Annotated in this window: 22 protein-coding genes and 1 rRNA gene; 14 read left to right on the forward strand and 9 right to left on the reverse strand. The window is 68.1% G+C overall.

Going from position 1 to position 22,413, the window contains the following annotated elements; translation table 11 throughout:
* Positions 1 to 16 precede the first annotated feature (16 nt).
* Positions 17 to 129 (forward strand): 5S ribosomal RNA (gene rrf / locus ASC87_RS21635).
* A gap of 566 nt (positions 130 to 695) precedes the next feature.
* Here rrf and ASC87_RS21640 read toward each other — a convergent pair.
* From ASC87_RS21640 to ASC87_RS21660, 5 genes are all read right to left on the reverse strand, one after another.
* The gene (locus tag ASC87_RS21640; RefSeq protein WP_056667200.1) at positions 696 to 2,375 is read right to left on the reverse strand and encodes a long-chain-fatty-acid--CoA ligase; all 1,680 of its coding nucleotides are present in this window, start codon (positions 2,373 to 2,375) and stop codon (positions 696 to 698) included.
* Between the two features lie 203 nt (positions 2,376 to 2,578).
* Positions 2,579 to 4,030 carry a CsgG/HfaB family protein gene (locus ASC87_RS21645; protein WP_082568828.1) on the reverse strand — a complete coding sequence of 484 codons (1,452 nt, stop codon included), beginning with the start codon at positions 4,028 to 4,030 and terminating at the stop codon, positions 2,579 to 2,581.
* A gap of 40 nt (positions 4,031 to 4,070) precedes the next feature.
* The gene (locus ASC87_RS21650; protein WP_056667205.1) at positions 4,071 to 4,721 is read right to left on the reverse strand and encodes a hypothetical protein; all 651 of its coding nucleotides are present in this window, start codon (positions 4,719 to 4,721) and stop codon (positions 4,071 to 4,073) included.
* A 58-nt stretch (positions 4,722 to 4,779) separates the two neighbouring features.
* Entirely contained in the window at positions 4,780 to 5,913 is a 1,134-nt protein-coding gene (locus tag ASC87_RS21655; RefSeq protein ID WP_056667208.1) for a hypothetical protein, read from the reverse strand.
* On the reverse strand, positions 5,904 to 7,061 hold the full coding sequence (locus tag ASC87_RS21660) for a hypothetical protein (protein ID WP_235582240.1): 1,158 nt from the start codon (positions 7,059 to 7,061) through the stop codon (positions 5,904 to 5,906). Before ASC87_RS21660 ends, ASC87_RS21655 begins: the two co-directional genes overlap by 10 nt.
* A gap of 206 nt (positions 7,062 to 7,267) precedes the next feature.
* Between ASC87_RS21660 and ASC87_RS21665 the strand changes: the two genes are divergently transcribed.
* Positions 7,268 to 8,161 (forward strand): alpha/beta fold hydrolase, encoded by an 894-nt coding sequence (locus ASC87_RS21665; protein WP_056667211.1) that lies wholly within the window; start codon positions 7,268 to 7,270, stop codon positions 8,159 to 8,161.
* A 97-nt stretch (positions 8,162 to 8,258) separates the two neighbouring features.
* Here ASC87_RS21665 and ASC87_RS21670 read toward each other — a convergent pair whose 3' ends face one another.
* The 4 genes from ASC87_RS21670 to ASC87_RS32800 form a co-directional block, all read right to left on the reverse strand.
* Positions 8,259 to 9,095 (reverse strand): HDOD domain-containing protein, encoded by an 837-nt coding sequence (locus ASC87_RS21670; RefSeq protein WP_056667214.1) that lies wholly within the window; start codon positions 9,093 to 9,095, stop codon positions 8,259 to 8,261.
* Positions 9,096 to 9,261: 166 nt separating this feature from the next.
* The gene (locus ASC87_RS21675) at positions 9,262 to 10,275 is read right to left on the reverse strand and encodes an ABC transporter substrate-binding protein (RefSeq protein WP_056667217.1); all 1,014 of its coding nucleotides are present in this window, start codon (positions 10,273 to 10,275) and stop codon (positions 9,262 to 9,264) included.
* Positions 10,276 to 10,290: 15 nt separating this feature from the next.
* Complete coding sequence (locus tag ASC87_RS32795; RefSeq protein ID WP_056667220.1) at positions 10,291 to 11,082, reverse strand: ABC transporter permease; 792 nt, start codon at positions 11,080 to 11,082, stop codon at positions 10,291 to 10,293.
* On the reverse strand, positions 11,079 to 11,846 hold the full coding sequence (locus ASC87_RS32800) for an ABC transporter ATP-binding protein (RefSeq protein ID WP_056667223.1): 768 nt from the start codon (positions 11,844 to 11,846) through the stop codon (positions 11,079 to 11,081). The genes ASC87_RS32795 and ASC87_RS32800 overlap by 4 nt, the downstream gene beginning before the upstream one ends.
* 86 nt (positions 11,847 to 11,932) lie before the next feature.
* Between ASC87_RS32800 and purT the strand changes: the two genes are divergently transcribed.
* The 12 genes from purT (at position 11,933) to hutH (ending at position 22,389) form a co-directional block, all read left to right on the forward strand.
* Positions 11,933 to 13,138, forward strand: a complete 1,206-nt coding sequence (gene purT / locus ASC87_RS21690; RefSeq protein WP_056667226.1) for a formate-dependent phosphoribosylglycinamide formyltransferase — start codon at positions 11,933 to 11,935, stop codon at positions 13,136 to 13,138.
* A gap of 179 nt (positions 13,139 to 13,317) precedes the next feature.
* Positions 13,318 to 14,028, forward strand: coding sequence for a hypothetical protein (locus ASC87_RS21695; RefSeq protein WP_157604189.1), 711 nt, complete (start codon positions 13,318 to 13,320; stop codon positions 14,026 to 14,028).
* A gap of 234 nt (positions 14,029 to 14,262) precedes the next feature.
* Positions 14,263 to 14,655 carry a hypothetical protein gene (locus tag ASC87_RS21700; RefSeq protein WP_157604190.1) on the forward strand — a complete coding sequence of 131 codons (393 nt, stop codon included), beginning with the start codon at positions 14,263 to 14,265 and terminating at the stop codon, positions 14,653 to 14,655.
* 191 nt (positions 14,656 to 14,846) lie between these two features.
* Positions 14,847 to 15,587 carry a beta-ketoacyl synthase chain length factor gene (locus ASC87_RS21705; RefSeq protein WP_056667234.1) on the forward strand — a complete coding sequence of 247 codons (741 nt, stop codon included), beginning with the start codon at positions 14,847 to 14,849 and terminating at the stop codon, positions 15,585 to 15,587.
* Positions 15,580 to 16,356, forward strand: coding sequence for a 1-acyl-sn-glycerol-3-phosphate acyltransferase (locus ASC87_RS21710; RefSeq protein ID WP_056667240.1), 777 nt, complete (start codon positions 15,580 to 15,582; stop codon positions 16,354 to 16,356). Before ASC87_RS21705 ends, ASC87_RS21710 begins: the two co-directional genes overlap by 8 nt.
* Positions 16,343 to 16,615: a phosphopantetheine-binding protein gene (locus ASC87_RS21715; protein WP_056667243.1), complete on the forward strand. Its 273-nt coding sequence runs from the start codon at positions 16,343 to 16,345 to the stop codon at positions 16,613 to 16,615. The genes ASC87_RS21710 and ASC87_RS21715 overlap by 14 nt, the downstream gene beginning before the upstream one ends.
* Positions 16,616 to 16,643: 28 nt before the next feature.
* Positions 16,644 to 16,898: an acyl carrier protein gene (locus tag ASC87_RS21720; RefSeq protein ID WP_056667247.1), complete on the forward strand. Its 255-nt coding sequence runs from the start codon at positions 16,644 to 16,646 to the stop codon at positions 16,896 to 16,898.
* A 25-nt stretch (positions 16,899 to 16,923) separates the two neighbouring features.
* Complete coding sequence (locus ASC87_RS21725) at positions 16,924 to 17,490, forward strand: hypothetical protein (protein ID WP_056667250.1); 567 nt, start codon at positions 16,924 to 16,926, stop codon at positions 17,488 to 17,490.
* The gene (locus ASC87_RS21730) at positions 17,483 to 19,177 is read left to right on the forward strand and encodes an AMP-binding protein (RefSeq protein WP_056667260.1); all 1,695 of its coding nucleotides are present in this window, start codon (positions 17,483 to 17,485) and stop codon (positions 19,175 to 19,177) included. The genes ASC87_RS21725 and ASC87_RS21730 overlap by 8 nt, the downstream gene beginning before the upstream one ends.
* Entirely contained in the window at positions 19,170 to 19,922 is a 753-nt protein-coding gene (locus tag ASC87_RS21735; protein WP_056667264.1) for a glycosyltransferase family 2 protein, read from the forward strand. The genes ASC87_RS21730 and ASC87_RS21735 overlap by 8 nt, the downstream gene beginning before the upstream one ends.
* Entirely contained in the window at positions 19,919 to 20,839 is a 921-nt protein-coding gene (locus tag ASC87_RS21740) for an acyltransferase (protein WP_056667643.1), read from the forward strand. The genes ASC87_RS21735 and ASC87_RS21740 overlap by 4 nt, the downstream gene beginning before the upstream one ends.
* Positions 20,836 to 22,389, forward strand: coding sequence for a histidine ammonia-lyase (gene hutH, locus ASC87_RS21745; protein WP_056667266.1), 1,554 nt, complete (start codon positions 20,836 to 20,838; stop codon positions 22,387 to 22,389). Before ASC87_RS21740 ends, hutH begins: the two co-directional genes overlap by 4 nt.
* The last annotated feature ends 24 nt before the right edge of the window (positions 22,390 to 22,413 follow it).

Consider the following 22,413-nt stretch of genomic DNA (forward strand, 5'->3'; position numbering starts at 1 on the left):
ACAGCGAACGGTTAAGCCTGATGACCATAGCGAGGTGGTCCCACTCCTTCCCATCCCGAACAGGACAGTGAAACGCCTCAGCGCCGATGATAGTGCGGGTTCCCGTGTGAAAGTAGGACATCGTCAGGCTATTAATTGCAAAGCCCTCGTCACGGCGTGACGAGGGCTTTTGCTATTTTCGGCCTCGATATTCATCGGCCGCAATTCCCCCATTTTGATATTGCATGCGCCAAGCATTTGCCTGATGTGCTGGTGCTCCCGCGTGATCTGGTGGCTGGGATGAGACTTCGTCCGCGCGTGCCGGCTGGGGACGACGGTCATCGGTTACCTGTTGCGGCACCGATTGCGTTCACCGCTCAGGCGCATCTGACTGCGTAGAACGACGCGGTTCCAGCGACAGAATGGCGAAGCCGCGGGAGTGGAGCAATCACCGCACCGGATTGGGCCGCCGTTCGCTGCCCGCCGGGCCGCCAAAAGGGCAGCCTGCGCCATCCCAACGACTTCGGTGGGTCGTGCGTTGGCGCGCAGAAGCGGCGTAGCAAGCTCCCGGAGCGTCAAGTGATCACCCATTGCGCGAATGGGTGACCTCTGCCCGCTCGATTGCCAGCGTCGACCGCGCACGTTCCGCGCCGGCAACTGTCGTGCCGACGCCTGGATGCGATGGACCTGGCCCCGTGGGCCGCGGCCCGTTGAGGTCACTTGTCGCGAAGTTCCCGCCGCAGAATCTTGCCGACGTTGGTCTTGGGCAGGTCCGTGCGGAACTCGATCACGCGAGGCCGCTTGTAGGCCGTGAAGTTTTCCTTGCAGTACTCGCCGAGTGCCGCCTCGGTGAGCGTGGGGTCGCGCCGCACGACGAACAGCTTCACGGCTTCACCGGACTTGGCGTCGGGCACGCCCACCGCCGCGCACTCCAGCACGCCGGGATGCAGCGCGACGACCTGCTCGATCTCGTTCGGGTACACGTTGAAGCCGGAGACGAGGATCATGTCCTTCTTGCGATCCACGATCTTGGTGAACCCGGCCTCGTCCATGATGCCGATGTCGCCCGACTTGAAGAAGCCGTCGGCGGTCATGGTCTTGGCGGTTTCGTCGGGGCGGTTCCAGTAGCCTGCCATCACCTGCGGACCGCGGATGCAGATCTCGCCAGCTTCACCATACGGTACGTCGTTGCCGTTGTCGTCGCGGATGACGATGTCGGTGGACGGCACCGGCAGGCCGATGCTGCCGGTGAACTCTTGCGCATCGAGTCGGTTCACGGTGGCGACGGGAGAGGTCTCCGAGAGCCCATACCCTTCGACCACCGGGCAGCCGGTGAGCTTGATCCACTTGTCCGCCGTGGCCTGTTGAACGGCCATGCCACCACCGTTCGAGATTACCAGTTCGGAGAAGTCGACCTGGGTGATGTCGGGCGCGTGGGCGAGTGCGTTGAAGAGCGTGTTGACGGCCGGGAACATGTTCACGCGGTGCTTCTTCAGCACCTTGACGAAACCGGGGATGTCGCGCGGGTTGGCGATCAGCAGGTTCATCATGCCGCGGCGTGCGCCCAGCATGTAGCAGGCCGTCAGCGCGAAGATGTGATACAGCGGCAGTGCGCACACGACAATGAGCTGCTTGTCGCCAATCTTGTTGAGCATGGGGGTGAACCACGCCTCGCTTTGCAGGATGTTGGCCACCACGTTGCGGTGGAGCAGCGTGGCGCCCTTCGACACGCCCGTGGTGCCGCCGGTGTACTGGAGGAAGGCCACGGTGTCGGGGGTGAGCGTGGGCCGCTTGAGCGGCAGGCCGCGCCCCTCGGACACGGCCGTGTTGAAACGGGTGACGGTGCGCCCGCCGCCCGTGGGCAGGTGGAACGGGGGCACCATCTTTCGTACGTGGCGCACGACGAAGTTCACCAGCACGCCCTTCACGCCAAGCATGTCGCCCATCGCGGCAAGCACGACGTGGCGGACGTTGGTGCGGGCCATCACCTGCTCGAGCGTGGCGGCGAAATTCTCCAGCACGATGATGGCCTCGGCGCCCGAGTCCTTCAGTTGGTGCTCCAGCTCACGTGCGGTGTACAGCGGGTTCACGTTGACCACCACCATGCCCGCGCGCAGGATGCCGGCGATGGCGATCATGTACTGCAGCACGTTCGGCATCATGATGGCCACGCGGGCACCGGGTGCGAGGCCCTTCGCCTGCAGCCAGGCGGCGAGCGCCTTGGAGCCCTGGTCGACGTCGCCGAACGTCATGACCTTGTCCATGCTTTCGGCTGCAGCGCGGCCCGCGTACTTCTGGAACGACTCCTCGAGCAGGTCGACGAGCGAGGCGTACGCCTTCGGGTCGATCTCCGCAGGAACGCCAGGCGGGTAACTCTTCAGCCAGGGTTTTTGCATGGGCAGGACTCCAATGGGCGATCACGTTGAAAAGTCCATGTTCGGAGGTTCAGGCCTCCGCAGCTACGGTAGTTGCACTAGCGAAGTAGGCGCTTGTGCCCTGAGTGCCGCTGCATCCGTCACGAACTCCGCGAAGCCAGCCGGCGCAAGAAAAAGCCCGGCCACCTTGCGGTGCCGGGCTGGCGGGGTTCGGTGGTGTCAGGTCACCAGTCGGCGTCACCACGCTTCGATTTGGTGGGCGGCACCGGGTCACCCATGTCGTCCTTGTCGGCACGGCGGCCCTTTGCAGCCGGGCGGTCCGTCGTGGCCACCTGGGCCGCCTTGCGGGTGATGGCTTCGCGCAGCAGCAGGCCGCCCTGCGGCACCTGGTCGATGGCGATGGCCACGGCCTCGAGGTGACCATACGACAGCGTGGGGGTGACACGGTCGATCACCACCTCGCAGCAAGGTGCCTCGGTGCGGCCCAGCGACTGGCCGGTCTGCGGATCGCGCAGTTCGGCGCCGAGTGCGACCACCTGGTAGCGGGCGCCGAGCTTCACCGCGTTGGCGCCCTGGCTCAGGATCACCGAGTTGCCGTCACGCGAGACGATGCTCACGGGGAAGCTGCTCGACATGATCGATGCCACCACCTGTTGCGCGATGCCCGCCTGCATTGACGACAGTGTCTTGTCGCTGTCGACGGACACGCCGAGCGTGGTGGGGGCAGTGGCTGGCATCTGGTCCTGCAGCGAGTTGGCCAGCAGCACCTGGCGCGTGGCCACGTTGACGAGCTTCTGGGACACAGCCCAGCCGCCCGAGTAGCTGACGAGCTCGCGATCGGTGGCGCGCAGCTCGCGGCTGTGGCGCACGTACCCGAGCGAACGGATGCGGCCGATCCAGATCAGGTCGGCGCTGAAGGCCTGGCCCAGCTTGCCGAACTGCGCGTTGGGTGTCTGGCCCGACTCGACCATGTCGAGCTCCTGCTGCACCTCGGCGTCGAACTCGCGGTCGAGCACGGCAAAGCGGCCGGACTGGGCGAGGGTTTCGAGGATCTTGCCGCGGATCTCCTGCGCCACCTGGGTGGCCGGCACGGAGCGGCCGCCCACGGTGAACGATTTGGCGTCGAAGCGGATGGGTGCCACGACGAGCTTGATCTTCCTGGCTTCCGCCTCCGGCGCGGTGTACTTGGCCACCTGGGCCTCGATCCACACCTTGTAGATGCCGCCGGCGTCAGGGCCTTCGGCGCTGTCGAGCTTGAAGCCGGTGATGGCGCCGCGGGTCTGCTGGCGCATCACGTCGGCAAAGCCGGTGGCGCGGATGTTGACCTCGCTGTACGGCGTGGCCGCATCCAGCGCGAACTTGTATTGCTCGGTGTTCAGGTTCACCGTGGTGCCGTTGACCTGCAGGATCGCGGTGCGGATGGCGTCATTCACGGCGGCGGAGAGCGACTTGCCCGCGCCGGGCGCCCGGGTGGCCTGTGTGCTGGTCTTGCCCACGTCGAGGCCGGCCACCATGGGAGGCGGCGGTGGTGGCACGGGGGCCACTACCGCCGAGGCCGGGGTCACCACCGCGGCCGGTGCGCTGGCCGCCACGGGGGCTGCGGCCGGGGTGACCGTCTGGTCACATGCACCGAGCACCAGGCACGCGGAGGCGAACATCAGGGTGTGAAATTTCATCGACGAATCGCTCCGCGGGACTGGGGGACGGTGAACGGGATCAGAGTGCCGCGGTGGCGTCAGCCGGCACGGGGATGTCGTTGCTCTTCGCGTAGCTGACGGCGGTGTTGAGCGTGCTCGACAGGTTCTTCACGTGGCCCGGCGTGCTGCCGACGATGTAGCGGCCCGCGTTGAGCTTGCTGGCGGCACCCAGGGCGCCGGCCACGCCGCCGCCGGTGAGCGAGCTCTGGAAAGAGGCGATGGGGCCCTTCAGCGTGGCGTACTTCGCGATGCCGCGGCCGAGCGAGCCCAGGCCTTCGCTGAACTTCTTCTTGCCGGCGGCGTCGAGCTTGACGTTGCCGTCCTTCAGCTTCGCCTGGATTTCCTGCGACGCTTCGCTTTGCATCGTTTCCGACGCCTCGAGGTTTTCCTTCGTGGCACCGGCGCCGAGCGCATCGCTCGTGGCTTGCAGCTGGGCGGCGCGGTCCTTCAGGCCCACGGCGTCGGCCATCTTGGCCTGGGCGGTCAGCACTTCCTTGTCGGCTCCGACGTAGGCGCGAACCAGCTGGTCTTGCTGGGCAGCGGCGTCACCGCCACCGGACGAACTGGAGCCGCCGCCGAGCGACGGGATCTTCGGCAGTTGGGCGATGGACACGGCCGGGGCCAGGAACAAGGCGGTGATGGCGATGGCGACGGTTTTCTTGGCGATCATGGGGAGAAGCTCCTTCAGTGCGAACAGGGTGTGCAAAAGAGAGGCGGGACGGTGCGGATCAGCGCACACCCACGTTGTTGATCTGGCTCACGAGTTCACGGGCGGCGTTCTCGGCGGCCAGCTTGAGCGCGTTGGTCTGCGCCACGGCTTCCGTGGGGCCGGTGCCGGCGAACTGGACCGGACCCACCGAGGACACGACACGCGGGAAACGCGAGTTCAGGTCGAGGATCTTGCCCGAAACGGTCACGTACACGCGCACGAGGCCGGTCGCCGGATCGGCGTCCTTCGTGCCCACGTCGAGCGTGCCGAGCGCGAGGTACGGAATTTCGGCGTTCTTCAGGCCTTGGGCGGTGTTGCGCAGGGTCTCGGGGCTCAGGTCGTTGCCGGTTTCGTAGTCGCGTTCGATCGACTTCACGCTCAGCAGGCCCTTCGATTGCGGCTCGACGTAGGCGGCTTCCACCACGTCGAAGCCGGCCTTGGCGAAGATGCCGGTGAATTGCGCGTTCAGGCTTTGCGCGGGGATCAGGCGCCACGTGCTGTCGTCGGACTTCTGGGTGGAGCTGCCGCCGGTTTCGGTGGTGATGGAGCGGCTGGCCGATGCGTTCACGGAACGGTCCACGGCGGTGTTGGTCTTCACGCCGCCACGGCCGACGCGTTCGGATTCGGCGGTCTTTTCGCGGGCTTGCAGGCTGCCGGAGGCTTCACCACGCACTTCGGCGCGTTGCACGACACGGGCGTCGTAGCTCTTCACGGACGCCACCTGGCGCGCCATGAAGACGAAGGTCAGCGGCGACTTGTTGCCTGCCGGCGTGGCGCCGATGGCCGAGTTGGCCTTCAGCGTGTTGCGCAGGCGCGCGACGTTCAGTTCGATGCGGACGACGGCGTTGTACTGCTTCTTGTCCGGCATGTCCTGGTCGCTGATCAGCGTGGCGCTGAGCACGAACTTGTCGAGGTTCTCGAGGACCTTGTCGCGCACGTTGTCGAAGTTGGCGCTCTCGGAGTCGCCGCTTTCGGCGTAGTAGCGTTCGACGGCCTTGACCTGGGCTTCGCGGAACGCCTTGGTCTTGTCTTCGGGCGTGAGCTTCTTGGCGTAGGTGATGGTCGCCGAGCCCTTGGCGTTTTCGACCTGTGCCAGCGCGATCTGCGTGCTGAAGGCCAGCAGCGCGAGCAGGAGGGTGCGGATTACTTGCATGATTGGAGTACCGTCTTGGTGGCAGAAATTTGAGCGTTGAGGTCGGAGGTGGGGGTGGCAGCGGACTTGATCCACGGATCGTCCTTGCCGCCGAGCACCGCGGTGAGCTTGCCGAACAGGCCGCGCACGGAGTCTGAGTACGCGGGGAAATCGTCGATCTCGCTCTGGGTGGCGGGCACGAGCTTGACTTCGCCGTTCTTGAACTTCGAGTCGAGGTAGGCGCGGCCGGACACGGGCTCGATGAGCTTCAGGTCCACGTAGGTGCCGTAGATGTAGCTGGCGCCGGCGGCGGATTCACCGCTCTTGATGCGCTTGAAGCCGGTCAGGTCCACCGAAAACGCGTAGTCGGCCTCCGGGATCTTCAGGTTGAACACGGTGCCGTCGGCAAACCGCATGGCCATCGAGTTGCCGATGGCGTAACCCTTCGCGTAAGGCAGCACCGGTGTGCCGGTGCGGCTGGCGATCATCTCGCTCAGCTGGTCGGCGAGCCACGTCTCGGCGGTGTTGGGCGTGCCCTTCAGTGCTTCGGGCAGTTCGTTGCGGGCTTCCGGCGAGATGGTGACCTTGTTGACCTGCAGGAAGCGCGGCACGGTCTCGGGCAGCGTGGCCGCGGCCATCTGGTTGGCGAAACGCTGCACCAGGCCCGCCTTCTGGCCGTCACCGAGGAACAGCTTGCGCACGCGGTCGTCGAGTTCCTCGTCGGACGGCGGGGCGCCGAGCACGTCGAGGTAGGCGGCCGTGATCGGGTACGAACGCAGCACCGTCATCGACTTGAAGTCGAAGAACAGCGCCTGCCCGCGCAGGTTCACGAACAGCTTGTAGGCCCGGCCGAAGCGTTCGTACGACACGGTTTCGCTGGTCATCACGAGCGACACGGCAATGGCCTGGTCGCGGCCCTTCAGCTGGGCGAGTTCACCCTGCTGGACCGTGAAGTTGCCGATCTTGGTGTTGGTGAGCGTCTGGCCGATGACCTTGTCGATCGACGTGTTCTGCTCGGCCATCTGCTTGGCGAACCGCTGCGTGTACGGGAACCGCGACGCGATGGATTGGTAGTCGCCGGAGTAAGAGAACCCGGCGAGTGACACGGTGGCTGCGGCGTAGGCGGGCAGGCCGACGAACGCGAGCAAGGTGAACAAGATCTGCCTCAAGGCGATGTCCTTCGGGGAGTGGAAAGTGACGCGAGATAAAGGCCCGCGAGACGGGGCTGTACAGCGGGCTGGAAGGCCCATCGGGGCGGAATTCTCCCATGGCACATGGCATCCGAAAGGCGCCTGAGTGCGGGGGGGAAGCCCCCTCTTTTTGTAATCAGTTGTATTTTCCGTGACACGTGGAGGCCACTGCTAGCATCGTTGCCATGCTGGCGCGCCTTCAACGTTTCGTGACCCTCGGCCTGATCGCGTTCGCGGTGGCATGGGGCGGCCTGGCCCTGGTGCTGGGGCACCCCGGCTGGGCCGCCGGTGGCGTGCTGGTGGTGGTGGGCGGCTACCTCGCGTTCATGGCGCTCGAGTTCGTGGTGGCCGCATGGCAACACAAGGACGACCCTGCACCCCGCGCCACCGTGGGCCAGCTGGTGCGTGCCTGGTGGGGTGAGGTGACCACGTCGCCGCGCGTGTTCTGCTGGTCGCAGCCGTTCCGGTCCAACGTGTGGCCCGACCACCTGCCACCCGGTGTGGGCACGCGGGGCGTGGTGCTGGTGCACGGGTTCGTCTGCAACCGCGGTTTCTGGAACACCTGGCTGCCACAGTTGCGCGCGCGCGGCGTGCCCCACGTGGCGGTCAACCTCGAGCCGGTGTTCGGCGGGATCCGCGACTACGCTGCAGCGGTGGGTGAGGCGGTGGCCCGTGTCGAGGCGGCCACCGGACTGCCGCCCGTGGTGGTGGCCCACAGCATGGGTGGGCTGGTGGTGCGCGCGTGGCTGGCGGGCGGGGAGGGGGCCGTGCACCGTGTCATCACGATCGGCACGCCCCACCACGGCACCTGGGCCGCGCGGTTCAGCAAGGCGTCGAATGCCCGCGACATGCAACACCAGAGCGGTTTGCTCGCGTTCCTCGAGTCGAAGGAGTCGGCCGAGACTCGGGGCCGTTTCACGTGTTTCTACAGCCACTGCGACAACATCGTGTTCCCGCCGTCGACGGCGACGCTGGAGGGGGCCGACAACCGGCACGTGCAAGGCGTGGCGCATGTGCATCTCGTGGATCAGCCGGTCGTGTTCGATGAAACCCTGCGCTGGGTGGCGAGGGGTTCCTGATGGGGACGGGGCTGTGTCTTCACGCCGGCCAGTGTCCGGCGGCGGGTGATGGGCGGGCAATCACACTGAAGGGGGGCGCGTGCGGGCTTGCAACGGTTCACGCCTCCACGTTGTGAACGAATTCCAGTGCGGCGTCGTGAGACAGGTTGAGCAGCCGGGCCACGTCGGCGATGTCGTCGGGGATGGCTGGGTTGTCCCACCCGTTGGCGCTGTGGCGTGCCAGGCGGATCGCGAGCACCACGTTCTGCACGCTGGCGTGTTGCGCCTGCTTGTCGTCGGTGATGCGGATCAGCAGGTCGGGCAATCGCCACGCCTTCATCAGCGTGCGTTGCAGGTCGCCGAGTTCGATGTTCAGCACGGCCCGTTGCGCGGCATTCGAACGCAGCGACGGTGACGCCTGCTGGGCCGCGCGGATGCGCAGCGCGAGGTGGGGTGCGTGGCACCACAGCAGCATTTCGGCGAAATCGTGCAGCAGCGCGGCCTCGTGGATCACGGCGGCGTCCAGGTCGGTGCGGTGCACCGCGAAGGCAAACGCGAAGCGGGCCGCACGGTGTGCGCGGCGGAGCACGTCGCGCACGCCTTCGAGGGCGGCCGGGATGGGGGTCAGGCGGTCTTCCACCGCGGGCTGCGGACCGAAGGCCTGGAAGAACGGCGAGATGCCCATCATCACCACCGCGGCCGTCACCGTCTCGACGTCGGTGACCCGGCGCTCCGGGCGGTGCGTGGCCGCGAACGCGAGGATCTTCAGCGTCATCAGCGGGTCGTCGGCCACCATCTCGCCGATCAGGTTGGCGTCGACGTCATCCTCGTTCGCCCGCATGGCCTCCAGCGCATCGGCTGAATTGCCGAGCACCGGGATCTCGGCCTGCCGGAACCAGGTGGTCCAGGTGTCGAGGTCGGGCAGCGGCTGGTTGAGCGGCACGAAGGCGTTCACGGGTTCCTCACGGACAGGGATGTTCCCCTGGGTATCGGCATGCGCTTGTGGATCTTGAGCCCCCCAACGTCGCTTCGCTCCTGCCGCCCGAGGGGGCGCCCGCGGTCGCCCGGGGGACCCGGGCTCGGCGGTAGCTTGATCTGGCGCTTGCTTCGCTTGCTTCAACTCACGGCTTGACCAGGGCCGCCTTCGTGTCGACACCCACCTTGCGGTTGACGAACTGCAGCGTGGCCACCTTCGACAGGTCGACTTCACCCGGCTTGTAGAGGCCGGCTTTGACCATCTGCGCGTAAAAGTCCTGGATGCGGGCGGCGTTCATGGCGCCGATGCCGTTTTGCAGCGCCTCGCCCGAGTCCACGATGCCTTGCTGTTTCATCAGGGCCACCGACGCCTCGAGTTCCTCGACCGTCATCTCGGGGTTGTCCTTGAGCATCAGCGCGTTGGCCGCGCGGCGGTCGCCGTACAGGTACTTGACCCAGCCGATCGCGGAGGCGTCGACAAACCGTTTCACGAGGTCGGGTTTGTCGCGCACGGTGTCCGTGCGGGCCTCGATGACGGTGGAGTAGGTGCTGAAGCCGTGGTCGGCCAGCAAGTGCACGACCGGCTTGAACTTGCCCTGGTTCTGCACATAGATGGGTTCGGCCACGGAGTACCCCTGCTGGATGGCCTTCGGGTTCGCGAGGAACGGCGCGAGGTTGTAGTTGTAGGGTTTCAGGGCCTCGTCGCGGAAGCCGTGCGTGACCTTGAGCCATTGCCACCAGCTGAACTGGCCGTCTTTCGCGATCAGCGCCACCGGCGCCTTCTTCAGCGCTTCGAAGCTGTCGTAGCCCTGGCCCGGATGGGCGATCAGGGCCTGCGGGTCCTTCTGGAACATCGCGGCCACCACCACGGTGGGCACGCCGTTTTTCACGTTGTCGAAGCTGTGCAGCAGGTTGCCGGTCATCAGGAAATCAATGCGGCCGGCGGGCAGCAGCGGGCGGTTGTTCACCTGCGGGCCGCCGGGCACGAGTTTCACGTCGAGCCCGTGTTGCCGGTAGGTGCCGTCGGCGATGGCCTGGTAGAAGCCACCGTGGGCGGCCTGGGCCTTCCAGTTGGTGGCGAAGGTGACCTGGTCGTTGGCGTGGGCCGCGCCGGCGATGGCGGCCAGTGCGGCCAGGGTCAAGCGGGACAGGAACGTCATGCGGGGCTCCAGGGGTCAGGGTTCGGTGCGGGGCATCTCGGAGGCGTGCCAGTGGCCGAGCAGCGCGCGCGCGAGGCGGTCGAACAGCCAGAAGATCGCCACGCCGGTCAACACCAGCAGCACCAGCGCGGCGAACATCTTGGGTGTTTCCGTGCGGAAGCTGGCCTCGAGGATGCGCGAGGCCAGCCCGGTTTCGCGGCCGGCCGCTCCGGCCACCATCTCGGCCGTGACCGCGCCGATCAGGCTCAGCCCGCCGGAGATTTTCAACCCGGCGGCGAAGTACGGCAAGGCGGTGGGCACCAGCAGCAACCGCAGCCGCTGCCAGGGGGTGGCGCGGTACAGGCGGAACAGGTCGCGGTGGCCGGCGTCCGCGGCCCGCAACCCGATGACCGTGTTCGACAGGATCGGGAAAAACGCGACGATCCAGGTGCACAGCAGCAATGCGGCCGTGGTGCTTTCCACGTAGATCAGGATCAGCGGGGCCACCGCCACCACCGGGGTGACCTGCAGCATCACGGCCACCGGCAGGAAGGCCCGCTCGAGCGGGCGCGACAACGCGAACACGGACGCGATCAGCACGCCACCGGCCACCGCGAGGGCCAGTGCGCCGAACGTCACCTTCAGCGTGAACCACCAGCTGCCCGCCAGCGACCCCCCGTTGGCCCACAGGGTCTGCGCCACCAGGGACGGGGCGGGCAGCGTGTAGTGGGGAATCCCGGCGAGCCGCACGAGCAGCTCCCAGCCGGCCACGAGGCCCACGAGCACCGCCGCCGGCAACAGCCGGTCGACCACCGCGCGGGCGCTCACGCCGCGCTGCCGGCCATGGCCGCCTCCAGCGAGGCCGACAGTTGCTGGCAGGCGTCCGCATACCGGGCCGACGTTCGGAACGCGGGCGTTCTCGGATAGGGCTCGCCGATCGCCATCGCGTCGACCACCCGGCCCGGCCGGGCGCCCATCACGATCACCCGCTGGCTGAGGAACACCGCCTCGAACACACTGTGTGTGACGAACATCACGGCCATGGGCGCGGCCAACCAGCCCGCGAGCAGGTCGGTGTTCAGGCGCTGGCGGGTGATTTCGTCGAGCGCGGCAAACGGTTCGTCCATCAGCAGCACCTGCGGGTCGGTCACGCGGGCCCGTGCGATGGCCGCACGCATCTTCATGCCACCCGACAGTGCCGCGGGGTAGGCCCGGGCGAAGTCGGCCAGGCCCATCTGCGCGAGCAGCGCCTCGATGCGCGGGGCTGCGGCTTCGCGGGAGGTCCCGGCCAGCCGGAGCGGCAGCCACACGTTGTCGAACACATCGGCCCACGGCAGCAGCGTGGCGTCCTGGAAGACGAACGCGGTGCGGGCGTGAGCGGGCGCGCGCCACGCGGGGGCATCGACCTGGCCGGCCGAGGGGGTGTCGAGGCCCGCCACCAGGCGCAGCACAGTGCTCTTGCCACACCCGGACGGGCCGAGGATGGACACGAATTCGCCGGGCGCCACGGCCAGCGAAACCGACTGCAGCGCCCGCGTGCCGGACGCAAAGGTCTTGTCCACGTGGGTCAGTGAGATCAGGGCATCGGGCATGCCGGGAGTGTGCCGCAAGCCGGGGTGATCGCCGGGCTGGGGGACAATTGCGCCCTTTCCCTTCTACCCATCGAACGAGTCCCACCATGAGCATCACTCTCGGAACACCGCTGTCGCCGTCGGCCGTCAAGGTCATGCTGCTGGGCAGCGGCGAGCTCGGCAAGGAAGTGCTGATCGCGCTGCAGCGTCTGGGGGTCGAGACCATCGCGGTCGACCGCTATGAAAACGCCCCGGGCCAGCAGGTCGCGCACCACGCCCGCACCATCACGATGAGCGACCCGGCCCAGCTGCGCGCGCTGATCGAGGCCGAGCGGCCCGACTTGGTGGTGCCCGAGATCGAGGCCATCGCCACGCCGATGCTCGAGCAGCTCGAGGCCGAAGGCGTGGTCCGCGTGATCCCCACCGCCCGTGCCGCCCGCCTCACGATGGACCGTGAAGGCATCCGCCGCCTGGCCGCCGAGACGCTGGGCCTGCCCACCAGCCCGTATGTGTTCTGCGATTCGCTGGCCGAGCTGCAGGCGGCGATCGACACCAAGATCGGGTACCCGTGTGTGGTGAAGCCAGTGATGAGCAGCTCGGGCAAGGGCCAGAGCAAGATCGACGGCCCGGCCGACGTGCAGAAGGCCTGGGACTTCGCGATGGCCGGCGGGCGCGTGAGCCACGGCCGCGTGATCGTCGAGGGGTTCATCGACTTCGACTACGAGATCACCCAGCTGACCGTGCGCGCCGCCGGCACCGACGGCGAGACCGAAACGCATTTCTGCGACCCGATCGGCCACGTGCAGGTCAAGGGCGACTACGTCGAGAGCTGGCAGCCGCACCCGATGAACCCGGCCGCGCTGCAGCGCTCGCGCGAGATCTCGAAGGCCGTCACCGACAACCTCGGTGGCCGTGGCGTGTTCGGCGTGGAGTTGTTCGTCAAGGGCGACCAGGTGTGGTTCAGCGAGGTCAGCCCGCGCCCGCACGACACCGGCATGGTGACGATGGCCACGCAGTGGCAGAACGAGTTCGAGCTGCACGCCCGCGCCATCCTCGGCCTGCCGGTCAGCACCGCGCTGAAGAGCCCGGGCGCAAGTGCAGTCATTTACGGGGGTGTCGAGGCGACCGGAATTGCCTACGATGGTGTTGACGAAGCCCTGCGAGTGCCCCAGACGGAACTCCGGCTGTTCGGCAAACCCGAGAGCTTCGAGAAGCGCCGCATGGGTGTGGCGCTGGCGTACGACAACGACGTGGAAGTGGCCCGTACCCGGGCCAAGGAAGCCGCGTCGAAGGTGCGCCCGCGCCGGGCCTGAAGCGCACGCGGCATGCAGGAGGACGGGGCATGGAGCCTTGTCCTACATGCGGTCGATGGTGCTGCCGATAGCGGTCAACAGAGGAGGGAGCGATATTTCAGTCACGGTCTCGCGCTTCGCGATGCGGGCGCTGGGCTTCCCCGGGTTTCATACTCGAGCCATCTGTCCGCGAGGTCACCATGAACACCATGCTGGCGCAACGTCTGCCCACCAGCCTTCTCTCGAAGGCTCACCGGGCGGGCTTGGCCGCCAGCACCCTGGTGGCGGTGCTCGGCGTGTTCGGTGCCGGCGCGGCCCGGGCCCAGGCCAGCGCCGTCATTCCTGCCGTCGGCAATGCGGCGTCCGCCGACACGATGAATTCGCTGTTGGGGCGCATCGCCCCGGCCGTCACCCCTTCCGCTCCCCCGAAGATCACCGTCGAACGCGCCCACGTTGCGGACAGCGAACGGGCCCTGGCCGGCAACCACGGGTTGGACGCCTATGGCCGGCCCCTCTCGCACATGGGGGGCGTGACCTACCGCTGGTGGGTCACCCGCGGCGCCTCGAACTTCGGGGTCGGCTTCGGCACCTTCGGCTACGTCGTGCCGTCACCCGAAGCGGGCGGCCCCCAGACCCTCGCCTATGGCAGTTCCGTGCTGATGGTGGGATACCGGCTCCAGGTGAATCCCCGGTCCACGCTGTTTGCCGATGCGTTCGGTGCCCGGCGCTTCGATGCCGACACGACGGACCGCATCAGCACCAAGGTGGGGGTGGAATGGAAGGCCCGCAGCAACAAGTTCGGGCTTGACGGAGCGTCGCGCAGCCTTGCGTTCCAGCTGGATTCGGGCTACCGGATGTCGCTGAAGGTGCGACGAAACGGCATCGGGGTCTACGTCAAGGGGCAGTTTTGAGGGCTCCTGGGGCCGACCTGCCCCCGTAGGGGCTCAGGGAACCTGGGGCGGCCCGGCGTTTTCATGAGCGCGTTGCCGCGCCAGAGTTCCGTGCCCGTGCGACCACTTTGTCACGCGACGCCGGTTTCCTGGGGCACTGAAGCCGCCGTACGAGGGTTCCCGCTGTTACTGTTCGCCCATGCGTTTTTGTCGGCCCGGCGGGTCCGGGGCGCGGCAACGACAAGGGGCGCTCGGATGAGTCTGGCTTGGTGGGTCTCGGCGTGCTCGGCCGCGGGGCTCGGGATGATCGTGGGGGGTGTCGCTGCATGGCAGGTGTGCGCACGCCGCGCCGAACAGCGCCGGCGCAAGTTCGTTGCCGCCACCCGGCAACAGTACGCCACGGGCACCCAAGGCCTTCGCGCCACCAATGTTCGCCTGCAAACGGCGCTCGACCAGGAAAAGCTGGCCATCCAGACCCGTTTGTCCGCGTCAGCCGCCGAGCACCGTGCCGCGTTGAGCCGTATGGAAGTGCAACTCCAGTTCGCCTACGCCGAGATCGATCGCCTGCAGGCACCGGGGCGGCCGGGTGCCTTGGCCGAAGGGGGCGATGTGCACGGGTTTGCACTGACTCGGCCTTTTCCGCGCTGACATGCTGTTTCGAACACACCGTTTTGGGGGCCCCGAACACGCGTCGTCGATGCAAGGGGCTTTCGTAGAATCTCGACTTGGAGCAATCGGGTGAAAAAAGCGAGGGCTGCGAGCGTCGCGGCCCCATCAGGGACAAGGGGCTTGCCGCGCCCGAGACGCGCATCCGAAACGCCCGTCCACCCGAGCAACGTGTGAACCTCGAATTTTCAATCCCCTCATGGGCCGCCTGCGGCCCCGGCCTGGCAACGGCTGACCAGTGGCGCGCGTGGTCGGCCGATCCGGCCGTGCCCGCTGGCGAGCCGCAGCCGGCGCTGGCCCAGGTGCCGCCCATGGTGCGGCGGCGGTTGAACACGCTTGGCCGCACGGCGCTGCAGGTCGCGTTCGACCTGCACACGCCCGCCCCGGAGGTGCCGGTCGTCTTCGCCTCCCGCTACGGCGACGCGTCCAGGTCGCTGGCGCTGCTGGCCGAATTGGTCCGCCGGGAGCCGCTGTCGCCCACGGCATTCGGGTTGTCAGTGCACAACGCCATTGGTGCCATGTACTCGCTGATCCGCGGCGATCACGCCAATTACGTGTCGGTCGCGGCGGGGCCGGGCACGGCCGCGGCCGGCGTCGTCGAGGCCGCGGGCCTGCTGGCCGATGGCGCGCCCGAGGTGTTGGTGGTCTTCTGCGACGCTCCGCTGCCCGACGGTTACGTCACGTTCGAGGACGGCCCCGCCACGATGTATGCCTGGGCCTGGCGGGTCACCGCCCCTGTGCCCGGGCAGGTGCGCTACACGCTGGCGGCCACGCCGGCCCACGACGCGCCCGCGCCCGATCACCCCCAGCTGCCCTACGGACTCGACCTGATGCGGTTCGTTGCCGCCGACGCCCCGCGCCTGCAGCGTGTGGCCGGCGGCACCACCTGGACCTGGCAGCGCCATCATGCGTGACCGCCTTGACCAACTCTGGCGCATCGTCGGCACCGGCGTGTGTTTCTCGGCCTTCGGCATCGGAGGGCTGATCCTGCGCGTGGTGGTGTTCCCGCTCGTGCGCCTGTTCACGCCCGACCCCGAGAAGCGGGCGGTGCGTGTGAAGGCCATCATCCGCGGCACGTTCCGGGTGTTCGTCGCCATGATGTGCCGGGTGGGGGTGCTGAGCATCGAGGTGCGTGGTCTCCACAAGCTCCAGCGCCGCGAGGGCCGGCTGATCGTGGCCAACCACCCTTCGTTGGTGGACGTGGTGTTCCTGGTCTCCCTCGTCGAGCGCGCCGACTGCATCGTCAAGGCATCGCTTGCGCGCAATCCATTCACGCGCGGCCCGGTCATGGCCGCCGGATTCATCTGCAACGACACCGGTTCGGGCCTCGTCGACGACTGCGTCGCATCGCTGCGCCGCGGCAACAACCTGATCATCTTCCCCGAAGGCTCCCGCACCCCGCTCGACGGCGTGCTGCCGCTGCAGCGGGGCGCAGCCAACATCGCGGTACGTGGCGAGGTGGACATCACCCCCGTGCGCATCCGCTGCCATCCCCCCATGCTGACCAAGGGCACGCCGTGGTACTGCGTGCCTCCCCGGCGCGGTCACTTCGTCATCGAGGTTTGCGACGACATCCCGGTGGCTCCGTTCCTCGAGGCGCGCTCTGCCGCCATCGCGACGCGCCAGCTCACCGCCCACCTGACCGATTATTTTTCCCTGGAGATTTGCCGTGCTGCCACTTGAACTGGAGATCAAGGAGTTGATCATTTCCTCGCTTGCGCTGGAAGACATCCGCCCCGACAACATCGACGCGGACGCCGCGTTGTTCGTGGAAGGCCTTGGCCTCGACTCCATCGATGCCCTGGAGCTGGGCCTGGCGCTGCAAAAGCGCTACGGTGTGCACATGTCTGCCGATTCGGCCGAGACGCGCAAGCACTTCGCCAGTGTCAAGGCGCTGGCGGCCTTCGTGTCCGCGAACCGCAAGCCCGTCGCCCCGACCTGATCCTTTTGCCGCTTTACGCGTTGTAGCCATGACCAAAGACGACATCTTCCAACGGATCGTCACCATCCTTCACGAGACGTTCGACATCGCGCCCGATCGCATCTCGCCGTCGTCGTCCCTGAAGGACGACCTCGACATCGACAGCATCGACGCGGTCGACCTGATCGTGCAGCTCAAGCCGATCGTGGGGAAGCGCCTGCAGCCTGACGCCTTCAAGTCCGTGCGCACCGTGCAGGACATCGTCGACGCGTTGCACACGCTCATGCACGATTCCGCAGCCTGAGAGACTTTCCTTCCGAACCATCCCGATGTCCGTCCGCCCGTTGACCGTGCTGGTGGGCGCGGTCACGCTCGCTTATCCCTTCCTGGTGTACGCCGGCGTGTCGCGCCTGCAGCCGCAGTGGCTTGCCTTGCTGCTTGGCGGCATGGCGCTGCTGCGCGCGTTCGCCTCTCGCACCGCGTTCTGGTGGGCCGCGGCGGCCGGCGCCGGGGTGCTGGCCGCCCTCGGGTTTGCCGGCAACTCGCTGATGCCGCTCAAGCTGTACCCATTGCTGGTCAGTTCGGTGATGTTCATCGTGTTCGCGGTGAGCCTCGTGCGCGGGCCCTCGGCCATCGAGCGCATCGCACGCCTGGCTGAACCCGACCTGCCGCCCGAGGGCGTGGTCTACACCCGCCGGGTCACCCAGGTCTGGTGCGGCTTTTTTGTCGTCAACGGCCTGATCTCGCTCGCCACCGCGTTGTGGGGCTCGAACGAGGTCTGGGCGCTCTACAACGGGCTCATCAGCTACGGCCTGATGGGGCTGCTGTTCGCAGGCGAATGGTTGGTGCGGCGCCGCGTGCGTGCGCGCCTTGACGCCAAGGTGGCCCATGGCTGAGTGGCTTCCGCTGACTGAGGTGGTGTCTCGCCCCGGCCTGGCCGACCGGCCAGTCGCGCGAGTGCGGGGGGCGGTGCTCGGGCGCCCCGCGTTCGTCGCTGGCGTGCAGGCCTGGCGTGCGGCGTTTGCCGCGGTGCCCGGCGAGCGTGTCGCGCTGTACTTCGAAGACACCTTCGTGTTCGCCTGCGCGCTCTTCGGCGCGTGGCACGCGGGCAAACACGTGAGCCTGCCGGGTGACACGCAGGCGGCCACGCTGGCGCGCCTGCTGCCCACGGTCGATGCCTGCGCCGGCGACCTGCCCGGGGCCTTGCTGCCCCGGCCCGACGCACCGCACGTGCCCCTCGCCCCGCTTGACCCCTGGCGCACCGGCCTGGCCGTGCACACATCGGGGTCCAGCGGCGAACCGCTCTCCATCGCGAAGGCCCTGGCACAGCTCGACGCCGAGATGCACACGCTGCAGGCTGCTTTCGGCGCGTTGCTTGACGCCTGCGGCCCGGCCCGGGTGTTCGCCACCGTGTCGCACCAGCACATCTACGGCCTGCTGTTCCACGCGCTGTGGCCGCTGGCCGCCGGCCGCGTGCTGGAAGCCGAACGGCTGCCTTACCCCGAGACCATGGCCGACCAGCTCGGCGACGGTCCGGCGGTGCTGATCACGAGCCCCGCCCACCTGAAGCGCTTGCCCGACACGCTGGACTGGGCCGCGGCCCGTGCTGGCCTGGTGGCGGTGTTTTCGTCGGGCGGCCCGCTGTCACCCGAGGCCGCCGCCTCGTCGCTGGTGCTGCTGGGCCGGTCGCCCATCGAGGTGTTCGGCAGTTCCGAAACCGGTGGCATCGCGTGGCGCCAGCGTGCCGTCCACGGCGACCGCTGGACAGCGTTGCCCGGCATCCAGTGGCGGGCCGATGGAGACGGCCACCTGGCCGTGCAGTCGGGCCACTTGCCCGACGCCCACTGGTACAACACCGCCGACCTGGTCGAGCCCGACGGCGACGGCTTCGTGCTGCGCGGCCGCGCTGACCGCATCGTCAAGATCGAGGAAAAGCGGGTGTCACTCACGGCCATGGAGCAGGCCCTGCTGGCCGGTGGTGACCTGGCCGAGGCCCGTGTCATCGCATTGCCCGGTGACCGCCCACGGCTGGCGGTGGTCGGTGTGCCTACGGCCGCCGGCCGTGTCCGGCTCGACCAAGGCAAGCGGGTGCTGAACGACCACCTGCGCGAGCAACTGCTGCAAGTGGTGGAACGGGTCGCGTTGCCGCGCCGCTTCCGCTATGTCGACCACCTGCCCACCAACGCCCAGGGCAAGACGCCCTTGGCCACGCTGCAGGCGCTGTTCCGCGCCACGCAGCCGGTGCCCGACTGGCAACTGCGCGAGGCACTGAAGGCCGTGGCACGGCTCGACGTGCACGCCGACCTGCTGCCGTTCGAGGGGCACTTCCCCGGCACGCCGTTGCTGCCCGGTGTGGTGCAGATCGACTGGGCCGTGGACTTCGGCCGCCAGTGTTTCCCGGTGCCGCGCCGCTTCCTGCGGCTTGACGCGCTGAAGTTCCAGCGCCCCGTGTTGCCTGGCATGCAGGTCGACCTCACGCTCACTTGGCGTCCCGCCGACCGGGTGCTCGGCTTTTCCTATGTGTCGGAGGAGGGCACCCACGCATCCGGTTCGGTCGTGTTCGGAGCCGATGACGATGCGTGAACCCGGCACCTTCCTGCCAGTGGTCGTGATCCCTGTCTACAACCACCCCGGCACCATCGGCGCCATGGTGGCGGCCGTGCGTGGCCACGGCTTGCCCTGCATCCTGGTCGACGACGGCAGCGAACCGGGCTGCGCCGCCGTGCTCGATGCACTGGCCGCGGCCGGCGGTGGGGTGTCGCTGATGCGGTTGCCCGTCAACCAGGGCAAGGGCGGGGCCATGATGGCCGGCCTGCGCGAGGCGCAGCGGCGCGGCCACACCCACGCCCTCCAGATCGACGCCGATGGCCAGCACGACCCGCGCGACATCCCGAAGTTCCTGGCCACGGCGCGCGCGAGGGTGACGGAACTCGTGTGCGGCACGCCCGTGTACGACGCGTCGATTCCGAAAGGGCGGCTCTACGGCCGCTACCTCACGCACGTGTGGGTCTGGATCAACACGCTGTCGTTCGAGATCCGCGATTCCATGTGCGGCTTCCGCGTGTACCCGCTCGATGCCACGGTGGCGGTGCTCGACAGCGCCACGCTCGGCCGCCGCATGGACTTCGACACCGAGGTGCTCGTGCGCCTGTACTGGCGTGGGGTGCGGTTTGCCAACGTGCCCACGCGGGTCACCTACCCGCTCGACGGCATCTCGCACTTCAAGGCGCTGCGCGACAACGTGCTGATCTCGCGCATGCACGCCCGGCTGTTCTTCGGCATGCTGGTGCGCCTGCCGTTGCTGCTGTGGCGCAAGGTGGTCCGGTGAAACCGGTGCATTGGGCCGAGCTCGGCGAAAGCACGTTCGTGTGGGGCATGCGCTTCCTCGTGGGGGTGCACAACCTGCTCGGCCGCGTGCCGTTCCTGCTGGTGCTGTACCCCGTGGTCTTCTACTACCGGGCCACGAAGGGTGTGGCGCGGCAGGCGTCGATGGCATACCTGCAACGGATGGAGGCGGCCCACGGCGCGCTCGGCGCGCCGCCGGGCTGGCGCCAGGGCCTGCGGCACTTCCTGTCGTTCGGCGACACCTTGCTCGACAAGATCCTCTCGATGAGCGGGCGATACCGCTTCGACCGCCTGCGGTTCTTCGGCATCGAGGCCATCCTCGCGATGATCGCGCGCGGCCAGGGCGGGCTGTTCATCACGGCCCACATGGGCTGCCTCGAGATGTGCCAGGCGGCCGTCAACAGCACGCGGCGCATCCGCCTGAACGTGCTGGTGCACACCGCCCACGCCGAACAGTTCAACCGCCTGCTGGGCCGGCTCGACCCTGACGGCCGCGTGCGCCTGCTGCAGGTGACCGACATCACCCCCGCCACCGCGGTGTTGCTGTCCGACTGCGTGGCCCGCGGCGAATTCGTCGCCATCGCTGGCGACCGCGTGCCCGTGGGCGGTGGCCGAACCGTGCGTGCGCCGTTCCTCGGCCACGAGGCCGAATGGCCCGTGGGGCCGTACGTGCTGGCCGGTCTGCTCAAATGCCCGCTGTACCTGATGGCGTGTCTGCGCGACGGCGACGGTTATGCCGTGCACTTCGATTGCCTCGCCGAAGAAGTGGTGCTGCCGCGCAAGGCCCGCGAGGAGGTGTTTGCCACCCTCGCCGCGCGCTTCGCCCAACGGATCGAGACGTTGCTCGCGAAAGCACCGTACGAGTGGTTCAATTTTTTCCCGTTCTGGGGTTCCCGATGACAACTTCCGCCCACGACCTTCCTCGCATCCTGTTCGACGGCAGCCGCCTCGGCCTGGAGGACATCGTTGCGCTGTCCGCCCGCCGCGCGCGCGCCGAACTGTCCACTGCGCCCGCGTTCACCGCGCGCATTGCCCGCGGCGCGGAGTTCCTCGACCGCTTGCTGCGCGAGGACGGGGTGGTCTACGGTGTCACCACCGGCTACGGCGACTCCTGCACCGTCACCATCCCGCCCGACCTGGTGGCCGAGTTGCCGCACCACCTGTACACGTACCACGGCTGTGGTGCCGGCCGGTTCCTGACACCCGAGGAAACGCGCGCGGTGCTCGCGGTGCGCCTCGCGTCGCTGGCGCAAGGCATGTCCGGCGTCAGCGTGGCGCTGCTGCAGCAGCTCGAGCACCTGCTCGTGCACGACGTGCTGCCGCTGATCCCCGCCGAGGGGTCGGTGGGCGCGAGCGGCGACCTCACGCCGCTGTCGTACGTGGCCGCCGTGTTGTGCGGTGAGCGCGACGTGTTGTACCAGGGCCAGACCCGCCCGGCCGGCGAGGTGCTGGCCGAGCTGGGCATCGCCCCGCTGCGCCTGCGGCCGAAGGAAGGCCTGGCCATCATGAACGGCACCGCGGTGATGACCGCGCTGGCGTGCCTGGCCTTCGAGCGGGCCGACCGCGTGGCGCGCCTCGCCACGCGCCTCACCGCGTGCAACGTGGTGGCCAGCAGCGGCAACGCCCACCATTTCGACGAAACCCTGTTTTCGGTCAAGCCACACGCCGGGCAGCAGCGGGTGGCCGCTCGCCTGCGTGCCGACCTGGACACCGGCACGGCCGACCGCGCCAGCCGCAACGAGCAGCGCCTGCAGGACCGCTACTCGCTGCGTTGTGCCCCCCATGTGATCGGTGTGCTCGAAGACGCACTGCCGTTCTTCCGCACGCTGATCGAGAACGAGCTCAACAGCGCGAACGACAACCCCATCATCGACGCCGAAGGTGAGCGGGTGCTGCACGGCGGCCACTTCTACGGGGGCCACATCGCCTTCGCGATGGACGGCCTGAAAAACGCCGTGGCCAACGTCGCCGACCTGCTGGACCGCCAGATGGCGCTGCTGGTCGACACCCGCTACAACCACGGCCTGCCGTCCAACCTGTCGGGGGCCACCGGCCCGCGCGCGGCCATCAACCATGGCCTGAAGGCACTGCAGATCAGCGTCTCCGCCTGGACGGCCGAGGCGCTGAAGCAGACCATGCCCGCGTCGGTCTTCTCGCGGTCCACCGAGTGCCACAACCAGGACAAGGTCAGCATGGGCACCATTGCCGCACGCGACTGCCTGCGCGTGCTCGACCTCACCGAGCAGGTGCTCGCCGCCATGCTGATCACCGCGCGCCAGGGCCTCGCGCTGCGCCGGCGCGTGGAGCCGGCGCTGGTGTTGTCGGCCGCGCTGTCCGCGTTCGAGAGCGACCTGTCCGACCGCGTGCCGCTGGTGGTGGAAGACCGTGCCCTCGACCGCGACCTGCAGGCACTGCTGCGCGTGCGCGACGACGCCGTCTGGAACCCTTGAATCCGTGCCTCCCGATGGCCGCCC

The sequence above is a fragment of the Rhizobacter sp. Root1221 genome, assembly GCF_001425785.1.
GTDB lineage: Bacteria > Pseudomonadota > Gammaproteobacteria > Burkholderiales > Burkholderiaceae_C > Rhizobacter.